Consider the following 13,522-nt stretch of genomic DNA (forward strand, 5'->3'; position numbering starts at 1 on the left):
TGGTGGCGACTGAGCCACCCTGGCACGTTCACGGGTTATGTCGTTACAGAGTAGCAAGAAACATAAAGTGAACGGAATTACCTCTACAGCCATATGTTCCCCCTCACCCCAACGCTCTCCCTCAAGGGAAAGGGGGTCCTCCGTGCAGGTATTATTTTGTGGGGAACCCTCAGCCCTGTGGGAGAGGGTTGGGGTGAGGGGGAGCAGCACGCACAGAGTGACTTGCATTAGTTCGGTTTTCCAAACATGATCCCCCCATGAAAATAGAAACCGCACATCCCTCACACTTCGAACGCCTGGTCGCCATCTGGGAATCCTCCGTTCGCGCCACCCATCACTTTTTACAGGAAAGCGATATCGCGGCTCTGCGCCCGCTATTGCTCAACGCGTATCTGCCAAACCTCACCGTCGTGATGGCCCGCGATGATGCAGGCGTTATCCACGGTTTTTTGGGCGTGGATGAAAACCGCATTGAAATGCTGTTTGTTGATGACGCGAACCGGGGAAAGGGCGTCGGGAAATTACTGCTGAAATATGCCATCGCAGAGTTTGGCGCAAACGAAGTCGATGTGAATGAGCAAAATCCGCAGGGCGTCGCGTTTTATCGCCATATGGGGTTTGTGCAGGTCGGCCGCTCAGAGGTTGATGGGCAGGGGAATCCGTTTCCGCTGTTGCATATGCGGTTGAATCGGGATTAGCGCTTAGCCTGCTTATCCCATTTTAATAAGCCGACAATATCTTTCTCACCCTCGGCTTCTTTCAGCAGGCGCTGCTTCTTTTCATACTCGATGTATTCTGAGCACGCCTTTCATCCGCCGCTTTTTTGCTGATTTTGCCTGCGCCTTCTAAAACGTCCCGGTCGTTAAATTGCAGGAACTGATCGAGTTTGGTTTGCCAGTCTCGTAAAAATACCTGCTTGCGGCGTTTGGCCTGATCTTCAGCAAAGTCGAGCCACATATTAACGACACGATTTAGTTCGCTGACTTCATCCTGAGACAGATAATTTTTTGCTGTGGTGACATCGCTTTTACGGACTTCTTCGCCTTTATAGCTGGTCAGCCCCATATACGGTTGCGTGGCGTTCGCACGCTGGTGAATCAACTCAGCGGCGGTAAGGCCGGTGCAGGCAAAATGCAGTTTATTCTGGATGGTCTGGAAGAATTGCGTGGTTTCTTTGAGTGACGGCTGATAGTCAGCGGCTAATGCAAAAATCTCCCTCACGCGGAGATATACCCGGCGTTCGCTGGCCCGTATATCGCGAATGCGTTCCAGCATTTCATCAAAATAGTCAGGTACGGCGGATGATCCCACAGGCGGGTTTTTCAGGCGCTCGTCGTCCATAACGAACCCTTTTACCAGATATTCCTGCAGCGTTTGGGTAGCCCACTGGCGGAACTGTGTCCCTCGCGTGGAGCGGACGCGATAGCCGATGGCGAGGATGACGGGCAGGCTAATATATTGAACATTATATACTTTACCATCGCTGGCAGTTGTTCGGTAAAACCGAACAACTGAATTTTCGACGAGCTCACCCTCATCAAAAATATTCTTGATATGCCCACTGATCGTTGCTTTGGCTTTGCCGTATAACTCACAGATCGTAGCCTGTGAGAGCCACAAAGTATCGCTTTCGAAGCGGCATTCAATGCGAACTTCTCCATCCTTGCTGGCAAACATGACGAACTCACCGGCTGGTGAATTGATTAATGCTTCATATGTCATGCAGCCTCCGCCTCATAAGGTTGATGTCGGTAAGTTCGTAGTATGCCAGAAACAATCGTTAAGCCAGGAGGTTTGTATTTGATTTTGCGAGGCGCTTTCCAGCATGCGGAGTTTGGATCGCTGCAAGCGCGTTCTCTATCTCAATAAGCTTTGCTTTCGTCCGTTTATAATCATCCTGCAACCTCTGCTCCTGCTCGTTATACGCCACCAGAACGATGCATCCCTTCATGACTTTTATCGTGACCTGCTGTCCGGTATCAAAACCTGCTGCGCGTAGCCACTTGCCGGAAAGGATGATTTTCGGCGTGGATTTGTCGAAAACACTCGGGCGGTATCCCACAATTAACGAACGCTCGGTTCCGGATTGGTCGGTGTCTGGGGTAGAATGCGAATCAGCCATAATCAACTCCTTGATAGTTGGTGAGGTTAGACGCTCCTGTTGTGTTCCCGCACATCGGAGCCTTGCTAGTAGAGGAGGTTTAGGTGGCCTCCAATATGGCTCGGAGTAGATGGATAGGTGGCCTCATGTCAATCATATCGCGCGAAAAAAAACCAAAAGGCGGTGGGCAGTCCCCGCAATTTAAGATGCGTATTGATCCGGCATTGAAGGAGCAGTTGGATGCCGTGGCGGCTGAGGAAGGGGTGAGTCTCGCCAGTTGGTTGAAGGAACTGGCGAGAGAGGCTTTACGACGAAAAGGCCTGGAGCCAAAGGGATAATTCACTACGGGTTTCATTGCACTTCGACAATGAGTCGCGGTTGCTAAGCAAGGGCAAGTCTGCGCACCGTCATCAGGAAGTCGTAAGAGGTTGTCTCCCACAGCTCAGGCGAAAAATCAAATCCATATCGGCTTTTGAACTCATCATCCAGCTTGTCTCCGTAACACCCAATGAAAGTATCAATCTCTTCGGCTAACTTTTTTAACAACCAACCAGGTGCCGTCTTTTTAAATAGCCCAATTATTCCCTCAATTGTATCCTCATCATCATTAATGAGGTCATAATCTTGATTGAAGTAACCATGAATAAACTGATCAAGATGATAGAAATTTTGCATAATTCACCTACGGGGTCGGGAATGCAGTAAGGATATAGTAAGGCTTACCATTATATTCTTTCAGCTCAATAACAATCCTCACACTTCGCATGCTGATACGCTGTGTACTACCTCGTGAAAACCCATATCCAATCTCCTGACCTGCCGGGTAAACTATAGTGAGGCGCCCCCCCAGTGATCGGTTACTCAGCGTTTCCGCTTCTGTCACGCTCTTATCTGAAAGCACCGCCGCCAGTTGTACCGGTGACATAACGACGGTCATTCCACCTTCTTCCATAATATAATTCCATCACCATATCCTTACCCGATAATAATAAAAAACATCTTCGTTTGGTAAGAATAAATGCCTAATCTGTCTTTCTTGTTAAATTACGAAATAATAGTAGATGTAAAAGGATCGACTATTATTGAATATAAATTCAAAGATAGCTCGTCGGACTGCTATGGATCAGTGAATAACAATGCGAAGGAAAATAGAGATTTTTTAGACTTTCTCGGATAGTTGCGGACGAACTTTTGGCGGAAGATCACAGGAGTCGAACCTGCCCGGGAACGCTGGCGTCCCCAACTGGATTTGAAGTCCAGCCACCTCACCGGAGATGACGATCTTCCGCGCCTTCATTGCTACATGGAGGCGGGGCGCATTATAGCTACTTTCAGACATTTACCACATACCCCGACACACTTTTTTCACCTCTCTTTTGACCTGAACACCCCCATTTCAGTTAATTCTTAAGAAAATCCTCAGGTTAGCATTTCGTGCTCCGCGACATTTACCCCGATCACAAAAAACAAGAAACGTAATTTGCTAACCAGAAAACGCAATACTCGCTCCTGAAACAATGGTTTAAAACCTCTGTAACCGGTCTCAGTGCCCGTATCGCCACACGGCAGGCACCTGACGGCCAGCAAAGGATTATAGAACCAGGAGGACGAAAGTATGAAAATCAGTGATGGAAACTGGCTTATTCAACCTGGCCTGACCGTGACGTATCCGGTCCAGGTGTTCGATGTGGAGCAGCAGGGCAATGACCTGGTGGTGTATGTGGCACCGCGCGACGTCCGCGAACGCGCGTGGCAACTCGATACGTTGATGTTCACCGTCCGGCTCTTCGCACCGCAGGAAGGGATTGTCGGGGTGCGCATCGAGCACTTCCAGGGGGCGCAGGACAAAGGCCCGCACTATCCGCTCAACGTGCTGAAGGACGTAAGGGTCGAGACGGTAAATAACGCCGAATACGCCGAGCTGAAAAGCGGAAATCTCAGCGTGCGCGTCACCAAAGGCGAGTTCTGGGCGCTCGATTTTATGCGCAACGGCCAGCGGATCACCGGCAGCGAGCTGAAAAACAACGGCTACGTGCAGGACAGCAACACGAATCGCAACTATCTGTTCGAACGTCTGGATCTGGGCGTCGGGGAAACGGTCTATGGCCTCGGTGAGCGCTTTACCGCCCTGGTGCGCAACGGTCAGCAGGTCGATACCTGGAACCGCGACGGCGGCACCAGCACCGAGCAGTCCTACAAAAATATTCCGTTCTATCTCACCAACCGCGGCTACGGCGTGCTGGTCAACCATCCGGAAAATGTGTCGTTTGAAATCGGCTCGGAGAAGGTCTCCAAAGTGCAGTTCAGCGTCGAGGGCGAATATCTGGAGTATTTTGTGATCGACGGGCCGACGCCGAAAGCGGTCCTGGACCGCTACACGCAGTTCACCGGTCGTCCGGCGCTGCCGCCAGCGTGGTCCTTCGGCCTGTGGCTCACCACCTCGTTTACCACTAACTACGACGAAGCGACGGTGAACAGCTTCATCGACGGCATGGCCGAACGCGACCTGCCGCTGCACGTCTTCCACTTTGACTGCTTCTGGATGAAGGCCTTCCAGTGGTGTGATTTTGAGTGGGACCCGGTGACCTTCCCGGATCCAGAAGGGATGATCCGCCGCCTGAAAGAGAAAGGGCTGAAGATCTGCGTGTGGATCAACCCGTACATCGGCCAGAAATCGCCGGTGTTTAACGAGCTGAAAGAGAAAGGCTTCCTGCTGAAACGCCCGGATGGCAGCGTGTGGCAGTGGGACAAATGGCAGCCCGGGCTGGCGATTTACGACTTCACTAACCCGGACGCGTGCCGGTGGTACGCCGATAAGCTGAAAGGCCTGGTGGATATCGGCGTGGACTGCTTCAAAACCGACTTCGGCGAGCGTATCCCGACGGATGTGCAGTGGTTTGACGGATCCGATCCGCAGAAGATGCACAATCACTACGCCTTCATCTATAACGAACTGGTGTGGAACGTGCTGAAAGAGACGGTGGGCGAGGAAGAGGCGGTGCTGTTTGCCCGTTCGGCGTCCGTCGGCGCGCAGCAGTTCCCGGTGCACTGGGGTGGCGACTGCTATGCCAACTATGAATCCATGGCGGAAAGCCTGCGCGGCGGGCTGTCGATTGGTCTGTCCGGCTTCGGGTTCTGGAGCCACGATATCGGCGGGTTCGAAAATACCGCCCCGGCGCACGTCTACAAACGCTGGTGCGCGTTCGGGCTGTTCTCCAGCCACAGCCGCCTGCACGGGAGCAAATCCTACCGGGTGCCGTGGGCGTACGATGATGAGTCCTGCGACGTGGTGCGCCACTTTACGCAGCTGAAATGCCAGCTGATGCCGTACCTCTATCGTCAGGCGGCGCTGGCACGGGAGTGCGGCACGCCGATGCTGCGGGCGATGATGCTGGAGTTCCCGGACGATCCGGCGTGTGGCTATCTCGACCGTCAGTACATGCTGGGGGATGCCTTGATGGTGGCGCCGGTGTTCTCTGAGGCGGGTGAGGTGCAGTTTTACCTGCCGGAAGGTCGCTGGACGCACTTGTGGCACAACGATGAGGTTCAGGGCTGCCGCTGGCATAAGCAGCAGCACGATTTCATGAGCCTGCCGGTTTATGTGCGCGACAACACCTTGCTAGCGCTGGGCAATAACAAGCAGAAGCCGGACTACGCCTGGAATGAGGGTGCGGCCTTCCAGCTGTTTAACCTGGATGAGGGCGCAACGGCGGTGAGTGAAGTGCCTGCGGCTGACGGCTCCGTGGCGTTTACGTTGAAGGCGTCACGCCAGGGCGACACCGTGACCCTTACCGGCGCGGGTGAAGCGCGGAACTGGTCTGTCTGCTTGCGCAACGTGCAGAAGGTGAGCGGTGTGAAAGGTGGCGCATACGCGAGCAGCGAGTGGGGCGTGGTGGTGAACGCGGAGGGGGATGAGGTGGTGGTTCACCTTTGAGCGCAAGGTATTGTGCGGTTTGATGCCCTCACTCTGGCCCTCTCCCACAGGGAGAGGGAACCAAAACCGCGTAGCCGCTACCTGGCTTATTCATTGTGAAACTACGCCACCCGTCATGGTTTGCTGAACCTGCTGTTTATCCATATTTACCGCGCTCAGCTTGCCATTTACCGTCGGCTTCAGCGGGGCAGTCGCCTGCACGCTACCGCTGGCAGTCAGCTGAATATTACCGTCGCCGCTCACCGGCAGCGCAGGCCAGCCCCACTGCTGCAGGATGTTGAGCGGTACGCCGCGCCCGTTCAGACTCACCGTGGTCTGTCGTTGCGCAAGCTGTGAAACCGTCGCGGTGGCTTCCAGAATGCCTTTTTCGGTAAAGGCGCTCAGGTCGGTGATATTGACCGTGGCGGCGTTGGCGTTCAGCGCCAGCGACGGACGTCGCACGTCCACGCGGTTGAAGGTGGCCGCCGCGCCGTTCAGCGTGGCGCTGCCGCCCCACACGCCCCATTTGTGCTCCTGGGCCAGCTGCAGGTTAGCCCCGTAGCCATCAAGAGAGGTGATCTGCCACGGGAAAGTCGGATCGATGTCGATCACCAGGTTGCGGCTCAGGCCGAATTTCTTCAGCGTCACGCTGTTCAGCCATTCTGGCAGCGGATCCATCCACAGTGTTTTCCAGTTCTGCGGCAGGGTGTACTCCAGCCCGGCGACGGCGACATCGTCCAGTACCAGCGCTTTACCGTCGCGCAGCCAGTTGCCGGAGGTGCGCACCATGCCCCCTTCCCAGCGGGAGGTGAACTGACGCAGCGCCACACCCTGCGAAGAGAATTCCGCATTCAGGATCGGGTCGAACAGATGCAGTGAACCGTAAATGAATTCGCTGGCGTTCATCGATAAACGCCCCTCCTGGCTCTGCCAGTCTCCTTTACTCAGCGTCAGGTTGCGCAGGCTGAGATCCAGGTCGGTGACGGCCCAGTCTGGCCCCTGCAGGCGCGCGTCGGTGACCTCAAGACGGCCAATCTGCAAAGAGGGGATCGTGTTGAGCGGCGCAAAGAAATCCAGCAGCGATTTATCGCTCTGCAGGCGGATCTCATTCAGGCGCATGGTGTCGATGATCCAGCTTCCATCAGCGTTGCGCAGGGCGGAGCCGGTGAGTGAGCCGCGCGCCATATCGGCGCCGATGGTGTTCAGCACCACCTCCTTGCCGTTGAGCTGGCCCTGGATCAGCACGTTGGTGGCCGGTACGCCGTTCAGGGTGAGCGAACCCGCACTCATCTGGATCTGCGCGTTTTTACCCAGCACGTTACCCGCTTCTGGCTGCCACGGGCTGACACCGCCCGTCACTTTTTGCGCGCTTAAATCCCACTCCGTGTTGGGGCTGTTAAAGGCCATGTTGTTCAGCTGCAGACGGTCTGCCTGGAAGGGCAGCGGGGCGGTCTGCGGAGAGAGATTCAGCGTGCCATCGACCAGGGTGATGGTGTCCATATGCAGCGGATCGGTGAGCTGTCGGCTGCCAAGACCAATATCGACTTTTTTAGCCACCAGGGTGGCGGGCTGGCCGTCACGGCCAAAGGTGACGTTTTCCAGAAGGATGTGGGAAGGCGACGAAAAGCGGTGGTCCATCAGATCGAAACTGAGTTCGTAATCGGTGTTCACCGTGACCCAACTGCTGACCTGTGACGCACCCCAGCGGGTCTGGAGCAGAATATAAAGTGCCAGCAGCACAAGGAGCAGGGCTACCAGAAGATAGACGAGCAGCTTTCCAATAAATTTCATGGTCTTCCATCCCGCGAAACGCACATAAAGGAGTTATGCACGATTTATGCGCAATGCTCAAGGCGGGAATGGTGTAAAGAGATGTCACGGCAGGCATTGACAGCCTGCCGTGAGGACGATCAGTTTTTCTCAGGCGGGAAAACGAGGTTCAGTACGATAGCGGTGATGCGCCAGCGGCGATGCCGGAAGAGAGCAGGTTTTTCACCCAGTCCGGCGCAAACTGCAGGATCAGCGGCTGCTGAGAAACACCCAGACCCACGGCCAGCGACAGGGCAATAATCATGATCGCGCGGCGGTTCAGCGGCTCGCGGGAGACGATACGCACGCCCGAGGCCGCAATGGTACCGAACATCACCAGCGTTGCACCGCCCAGCACTGGCTCAGGGATGTGCTGCACAAAGCCACTCACCGCCGGGAACAGGCCAAGGACGATCAGCATCAGTGCCACCACAAACCCAACGTAGCGACTGGCCACGCCGGTCAGCTGGATCACGCCGTTGTTCTGCCCGAAGCAGGAGTTCGGGAAGGTATTGAATACGGCGGAGACAAACGAGTTCAGGCCGTTCGCCAGTACGCCGCCTTTCAGGCGCTTCATGTACAGCGGGCCGGACACTGGCTGCTCAGAGACGTCGGAGGTGGCGGTGATATCGCCGATGGTCTCCAGGGAGGTGATCATAAAGACCAGCATCAGCGGCAGCAGCAGACCCCAGTCAATGCCCAGGCCGTAGTACAGTGGCGTTGGAACGGTGATCAGCGCGCTGTTGGTTGGCGCGGTGTTTTCCGGCAGCATGCCCAGCGCCCACGCCAGCAGGTAACCGGCCGCCATGGCGATCACCAGCGAGGCCACGCGCAGGTACGGGTTACGCTGACGGTTGAGCAGGATAATGATGGCCAGTACCACACCAGCCAGCAGCAGGTTTTTCGGTGCGCCAAAGGTGTGGTCGCTCATCGCGGCATAACCCCCGCCGATGGAGGTCAGCCCCACCTGGATCAGCGACAGACCGATAATCATCACCACCACGCCCGAGACCAGCGGGGTAATGACGCGGCGAGCCAGGTGCAGAACGCGGGAGATCACCATCTCCGTGCAGCTGGCCAGCATCAGCGTGCCGAACAACGCCGCCATCATGGTCGGGACATCCGCTCCGCCGGTTTTCAGTGCCGTACCGCCCATGATCAGCGGTGCCACAAAGTTGAAACTGGTGCCCTGAATCGACAGCAAACCCGAGCCCACCGGACCCCACGCTTTAATTTGAATAATCGAGGCCACGCCAGAGGCGAAGAGGGACATGCTGATGATGTGCTGCGTATCCTGAGCCGGTAAACCAAGCGCCTGACAGATCAACAGCGCCGGGGTGATCACCGCAACAAACATGGCCAGAAGATGCTGGCAGGCAGCGAAGAGCGTCTGCGGAAGCGGTGGGCGGTCTTCAAGACGGTAAATCAGTTCGCTATTTTGCTTCTGCGCAATCGGTTGCGCATCAGGAGACTCTATGCTGTTAACGGACATCGACGGTAATCCCACGGTGGAAAAGCGGGCATTTTATCTGACCATCTGGTAAAAGCAAACGATTGCCAGCAAAAAAAGAGGAGAAAATCTGCCGCTGTGAGCAGGTTTTCTACAACCCACAGCGAAAAAAAATTACACTTTTTGCGCCGGTGGCTCATGACGAGCGCAAACCGGCCAGGATTACGCCGCGTGTGTATGGAACACGCGCATATAAGGAGCCTCCTATGATTCATCTCGATACGTTGTCGACCCTTGTTGCCGCAACGCTGGTTTTACTGCTTGGTCGCAAGCTGGTACACAGCGTTTCCTTTCTGAAAAAGTACACCATTCCTGAACCTGTTGCCGGTGGGTTGCTGGTGGCGCTGGCCCTGCTGGTGCTGAAAAAAAGCATGGGCTGGGAAATCGATTTTGATATGTCCCTGAAAGATCCACTCATGCTGGCCTTCTTCGCCACCATCGGCCTGAATGCCAACCTGGCAAGCCTGCGGTCAGGGGGCAAAGTACTCGGCGTGTTCCTGATTGTGGTCGTCGGACTGTTGCTGATGCAAAACGCCATTGGCATCGGTATGGCGACGCTGTTGGGGCTGGATCCGCTAATGGGCCTGCTGGCCGGATCCATCACCCTGTCTGGCGGACACGGTACCGGGGCGGCATGGAGTAAGCTGTTCATCGAACGCTATGGCTTTGAAAACGCGACGGAAGTGGCGATGGCCTGCGCCACCTTTGGTCTGGTGCTGGGCGGGTTGATTGGCGGGCCGGTGGCGCGCTATCTGGTGAAGCACTCCACCACGCCGGATGGCAGACCGGATGATGAACTGGTGCCCACCGCATTTGAAAAGCCGGACGTGGGGCGCACCATCACCTCCCTGGTGATGATTGAAACGATTGCCATGATCGCCATCTGTCTGACGCTGGGTAAAGCGGTTGCGCAATGGCTGGCGGGCACGGCCTTTGAGCTGCCGACTTTTGTTTGCGTGCTGTTTATCGGGGTGATCCTCAGTAACGGTCTGGCCCTGATGGGCTTCTATCGCGTGTTTGAACGCGCTGTTTCGGTGCTGGGTAACGTCTGTCTGTCGCTGTTTCTGGCGATGGCCCTGATGAGCCTCAAACTGTGGGAGCTGGCGTCGCTGGCGCTGCCGATGGTGGCGATTCTGGCGGTACAGGCGCTGTTTATGGCGCTCTATGCCATGTTCGTCACCTGGCGCATGATGGGCAAAAACTACGATGCCGCGGTGCTGGCAGCGGGGCACTGTGGATTTGGACTGGGCGCCACGCCAACGGCAATCGCCAATATGCAGGCGATCACCGAACGTTTCGGGCCTTCGCATATGGCGTTTCTGGTGGTACCGATGGTGGGGGCGTTCTTTATTGATATCGTCAACGCGCTGGTGATCAAGCTGTACCTGATGCTGCCGATGTTTGCCTGAGATCAGGCGTTGGAGTAGCGCTCAGTTTCCGGCATCCAGCGCTCAATTAACGCTGCCGCCTGTTCGGGGTAGCGTTCATGAATATGGCGTGCAAGGCGCTGAACTTCGGGGATCATCGCCTGATCGCGCAGCAAATCCGCCACCTTGAATTCAGCGTTCCCCGTCTGACGTGTGCCCAACAGCTCGCCCGGCCCACGGATCTCCAGATCTTTTTGCGCAATGACGAATCCGTCGTTGCTGTCGCGCAACACCTGCAACCGCATCTGCGCGGTTTTTGAGAGCGGGGCTTTGTAAAGCAGGACGCAGTGGGAGGCCACCGCACCACGGCCCACGCGGCCACGCAACTGATGTAACTGCGCAAGCCCCAGCCGCTCCGGGTTTTCGATGATCATCAGGCTGGAGTTTGGCACATCCACGCCCACTTCAATCACCGTTGTGGCGACCAGCAAATGCAGCTCACCCTGTTTGAAGGATTGCATGACGGCCTGTTTTTCTGCGGGCTTCATGCGCCCGTGTACCAGGCCCACCTTCAGTTCCGGCAGCGCCAGCTTTAGCTCTTCCCACGTAGCTTCTGCGGCCTGCGCTTCAAGCAGGTCAGATTCCTCAATCAGCGTGCAGACCCAGTAAGCCTGACGCCCTTCATGGGTGCAGGCGTTACGCACGCGGTCGATGATGTCGCTGCGACGTGTGTCCGGGATGGCCACCGTCGTGACCGGCGTACGGCCCGGCGGCAGCTCGTCAATGGTGGAGGTGTCCAGATCGGCGTAGGCGGTCATCGCCAGGGTTCGCGGAATAGGCGTGGCGGTCATGATCAACTGATGCGGATGGAAGCCCTGCTGTAGCCCTTTTTCCCACAGTGCCAGGCGCTGATGCACGCCGAAGCGGTGCTGTTCGTCGATGATCACCAGTGCGAGGCCGTTAAACTGCACCTGCTCCTGGAAGATGGCGTGGGTGCCGACAATCATCTGCACCTCACCGCGAGCGATGGCGTCCTGTTGCGCAAGACGCGCTTTGCCCTTTTGTTTTCCGGCAAGCCAGCCCACCTCAATGCCCAGCGGGGCGAACCAGGCGCGGAAGTTATTCGCGTGCTGCTCCGCCAGCAGTTCTGTCGGCGCCATCAGCGCCACCTGCTTACCGTGGGCAATGGCGCGCAGGGCTGCCAGGGCGGCAACCAGCGTTTTACCGGAGCCTACATCGCCCTGCACCAGGCGCATCATCGGGACATCAAGCGCCATATCGCGCTCGATCTCGGCGGTGACGCGCGCCTGGGCACCGGTAGGTTTAAACGGCAGGGAGGCCAGCAGCTTATCCTTGAGTTCATCACGCGGGCTTAAGGGCTGGGCATGAAAACGCTGCGCACCGGCGCGCAGCGCCAGCATGCTCAGGTTATGCGCCAGTAACTCCTCAAGGATAAGACGCCGTTGGGCGGGGTGTTTGCCGCTTTCTAAATCGCTGAGCTGCAGCGTGGGCGGCGGGCGATGCAGCGTACGCAGCGCTTCCGGCAGGCTCATCATCCCCTGCGCCAGCTCAGGTGGCAGCAGCTCGGTGATGGCGCAGGTATCGAGTAACTCCAGGGCCTGGTCGGTGAGCTTACGCAGCGTCGCCTGCTTGATACCTTCCGTTGTCGGGTAGACCGGAGTGAGCGTCTCCTGCAGCTCCGGCGTGCTGAGATCACCCTGTACGCGGTACTCCGGGTGGATCATCTCTGCGCCATATTTCCCGCGTTTGGCTTCGCCATATGCCAGCACCCGGCGGCCTGTCGCAAGGCTGTTTTTCATCGCCGCGTTGAAGTTGAAAAAGCGCATGGTGAGAATGCCGGTACCGTCGCTGATCTGACAGGTCATCATCCGGCGTCCGCCAAAGGTGATATTGCAGTTCAGCACTTCGCCTTCAACGGTGGCGTAAATCGCAGGCAGCAGATCGCCAATCTTATAGAGCTGGGTGCGGTCTTCATAACGCAGGGGGAGGTGCAGCAGGAGATCCTGCACGGTGTGCAGGCCAATTTTGCCCAGTTTACTGCTTTGCGCCGCGCCCACGCCCGTCAGGCTATTGAGCGGGATGGCATCCAGCAGGCGGCCTTTCATCGGTTACCCTGCGTACTGCATGGTGGCCCACCACCCGGCATCGGCTTCGATTTCGCCCTGCGCGTTGACGTGGGGGTAAGGCAATTTTTTCTGCTTCGCAACACGAGCCAGCACCGGATAACCGCCTTCAAACAGCAGGCGCTGTTGTTCGTCTTCCGGCAGCATGCTGTTGCTGCGCTCGTACATCCCGGCGTTCTGACGCTGGCGCTGCGCTTCATACAGAATGAGCGCGGAGGCCACAGAGACATTCAGGGACTGCACCATGCCGATCATGGGGATGATGATGTCCTGATCCGCCAGATCCAGCGCTTCCTGCGTGATCCCGGTTTTCTCCTGACCCATCAAAATGCAGGTCGGGCGGGTGTAGTCGATCTCGCGAAAATCAACCGCTTTGGCAGACAGGTTGGTGGCAAGAACTTGCATACCGCGACCTTTCAGGTGCGATACGGCTTCGCCGATGGTCTGATGGGTTTTGACGGACACCCAGCTGTTACTGCCTGCGGCTGTCGACGCCATGGTGCGCATGCGGGTACCCGGCCAGACGGCGTGCACTTCATGCACGCCGACGGCATCTGCGGTACGGACAATGGCAGAAACGTTATGAGGTTTATGGACCTGCTCCATGCAGACCGTCAGATCAGGCTGACGCCTGGCGAGCATTTCGCAGATACGTGCATAACGTTGTGCATTCATAAA

The 13,522-nt window shown here is 56.6% G+C and carries 10 protein-coding genes, 1 tRNA gene and 2 pseudogenes; 4 read left to right on the plus strand and 9 right to left on the minus strand.

The window, feature by feature from the left end:
• The first annotated feature begins 257 nt into the window (after positions 1-257).
• Positions 258-698, plus strand: a complete 441-nt coding sequence (locus EKN38_RS21725; protein ID WP_014830118.1) for an acetyltransferase — start codon at positions 258-260, stop codon at positions 696-698.
• Here EKN38_RS21725 and EKN38_RS21730 read toward each other — a convergent pair.
• A pseudogene (locus tag EKN38_RS21730) lies at positions 695-1,722 on the minus strand (virulence RhuM family protein). The gene EKN38_RS21725 and the pseudogene EKN38_RS21730 overlap by 4 nt on opposite strands.
• 58 nt (positions 1,723-1,780) lie before the next feature.
• Positions 1,781-2,122 (minus strand): SymE family type I addiction module toxin, encoded by a 342-nt coding sequence (locus EKN38_RS21735; RefSeq protein ID WP_014830120.1) that lies wholly within the window; start codon positions 2,120-2,122, stop codon positions 1,781-1,783.
• A 125-nt stretch (positions 2,123-2,247) separates the two neighbouring features.
• Between EKN38_RS21735 and EKN38_RS21740 the strand changes: the two genes are divergently transcribed.
• Positions 2,248-2,439 carry a toxin-antitoxin system HicB family antitoxin gene (locus tag EKN38_RS21740; protein WP_028028019.1) on the plus strand — a complete coding sequence of 64 codons (192 nt, stop codon included), beginning with the start codon at positions 2,248-2,250 and terminating at the stop codon, positions 2,437-2,439.
• A 43-nt stretch (positions 2,440-2,482) separates the two neighbouring features.
• Here EKN38_RS21740 and EKN38_RS21745 read toward each other — a convergent pair whose 3' ends face one another.
• From EKN38_RS21745 to EKN38_RS21755, 3 genes are all read right to left on the minus strand, one after another.
• Entirely contained in the window at positions 2,483-2,776 is a 294-nt protein-coding gene (locus EKN38_RS21745; protein ID WP_014830122.1) for a contact-dependent growth inhibition system immunity protein, read from the minus strand.
• Positions 2,777-2,783: 7 nt separating this feature from the next.
• Positions 2,784-3,026 carry an RNase A-like domain-containing protein gene (locus EKN38_RS21750; RefSeq protein WP_225738787.1) on the minus strand — a complete coding sequence of 81 codons (243 nt, stop codon included), beginning with the start codon at positions 3,024-3,026 and terminating at the stop codon, positions 2,784-2,786.
• A 267-nt stretch (positions 3,027-3,293) separates the two neighbouring features.
• Positions 3,294-3,388 (minus strand) — tRNA-Sec (locus EKN38_RS21755).
• Positions 3,389-3,716: 328 nt separating this feature from the next.
• Here EKN38_RS21755 and yicI point away from each other — a divergent pair.
• Entirely contained in the window at positions 3,717-6,035 is a 2,319-nt protein-coding gene (gene yicI, locus EKN38_RS21760) for an alpha-xylosidase (RefSeq protein WP_014830137.1), read from the plus strand.
• Positions 6,036-6,125: 90 nt separating this feature from the next.
• Here yicI and EKN38_RS21765 read toward each other — a convergent pair whose 3' ends face one another.
• Together EKN38_RS21765 and EKN38_RS21770 are read right to left on the minus strand one after the other, a co-directional pair.
• Entirely contained in the window at positions 6,126-7,805 is a 1,680-nt protein-coding gene (locus EKN38_RS21765) for an AsmA family protein (RefSeq protein WP_014830138.1), read from the minus strand.
• Between the two features lie 119 nt (positions 7,806-7,924).
• A pseudogene (locus EKN38_RS21770) lies at positions 7,925-9,315 on the minus strand (nucleobase:cation symporter-2 family protein).
• A gap of 224 nt (positions 9,316-9,539) precedes the next feature.
• On the opposite strand from EKN38_RS21770, the gene gltS reads away from it, so the two are divergent.
• Positions 9,540-10,742, plus strand: a complete 1,203-nt coding sequence (gltS, locus tag EKN38_RS21775) for a sodium/glutamate symporter (RefSeq protein WP_014830140.1) — start codon at positions 9,540-9,542, stop codon at positions 10,740-10,742.
• Between the two features lie 2 nt (positions 10,743-10,744).
• On the opposite strand, the gene recG is transcribed toward gltS, so the two are convergent.
• Both recG and trmH read right to left on the minus strand, forming a co-directional pair.
• Positions 10,745-12,826, minus strand: coding sequence for an ATP-dependent DNA helicase RecG (recG, locus tag EKN38_RS21780; protein WP_014830141.1), 2,082 nt, complete (start codon positions 12,824-12,826; stop codon positions 10,745-10,747).
• 3 nt (positions 12,827-12,829) lie between these two features.
• Positions 12,830-13,519, minus strand: coding sequence for a tRNA (guanosine(18)-2'-O)-methyltransferase TrmH (gene trmH, locus EKN38_RS25825; RefSeq protein ID WP_014830142.1), 690 nt, complete (start codon positions 13,517-13,519; stop codon positions 12,830-12,832).
• Positions 13,520-13,522: the final 3 nt, after the last annotated feature.

The sequence above is a fragment of the Enterobacter sp. WCHEn045836 genome (assembly GCF_003965585.1).
Lineage (GTDB): Bacteria > Pseudomonadota > Gammaproteobacteria > Enterobacterales > Enterobacteriaceae > Enterobacter > Enterobacter dissolvens.

Bases quoted from the DNA above. Each gene is read 5' to 3' on its own strand.
- trmH (WP_014830142.1), bottom strand. From the start codon at position 13,519: ATGAATGCACAACGTTATGCACGTATCTGCGAAATGCTCGCCAGGCGT.
- EKN38_RS21745 (WP_014830122.1), bottom strand. From the start codon at position 2,776: ATGCAAAATTTCTATCATCTTGATCAGTTTATTCATGGTTACTTCAAT.
- EKN38_RS21725 (WP_014830118.1), top strand. From the start codon at position 258: ATGAAAATAGAAACCGCACATCCCTCACACTTCGAACGCCTGGTCGCC.
- EKN38_RS21735 (WP_014830120.1), bottom strand. From the start codon at position 2,122: ATGGCTGATTCGCATTCTACCCCAGACACCGACCAATCCGGAACCGAG.
- gltS (WP_014830140.1), top strand. From the start codon at position 9,540: ATGATTCATCTCGATACGTTGTCGACCCTTGTTGCCGCAACGCTGGTT.
- EKN38_RS21765 (WP_014830138.1), bottom strand. From the start codon at position 7,805: ATGAAATTTATTGGAAAGCTGCTCGTCTATCTTCTGGTAGCCCTGCTC.
- yicI (WP_014830137.1), top strand. From the start codon at position 3,717: ATGAAAATCAGTGATGGAAACTGGCTTATTCAACCTGGCCTGACCGTG.
- recG (WP_014830141.1), bottom strand. From the start codon at position 12,826: ATGAAAGGCCGCCTGCTGGATGCCATCCCGCTCAATAGCCTGACGGGC.
- EKN38_RS21740 (WP_028028019.1), top strand. From the start codon at position 2,248: ATGTCAATCATATCGCGCGAAAAAAAACCAAAAGGCGGTGGGCAGTCC.
- EKN38_RS21750 (WP_225738787.1), bottom strand. From the start codon at position 3,026: ATGTCACCGGTACAACTGGCGGCGGTGCTTTCAGATAAGAGCGTGACA.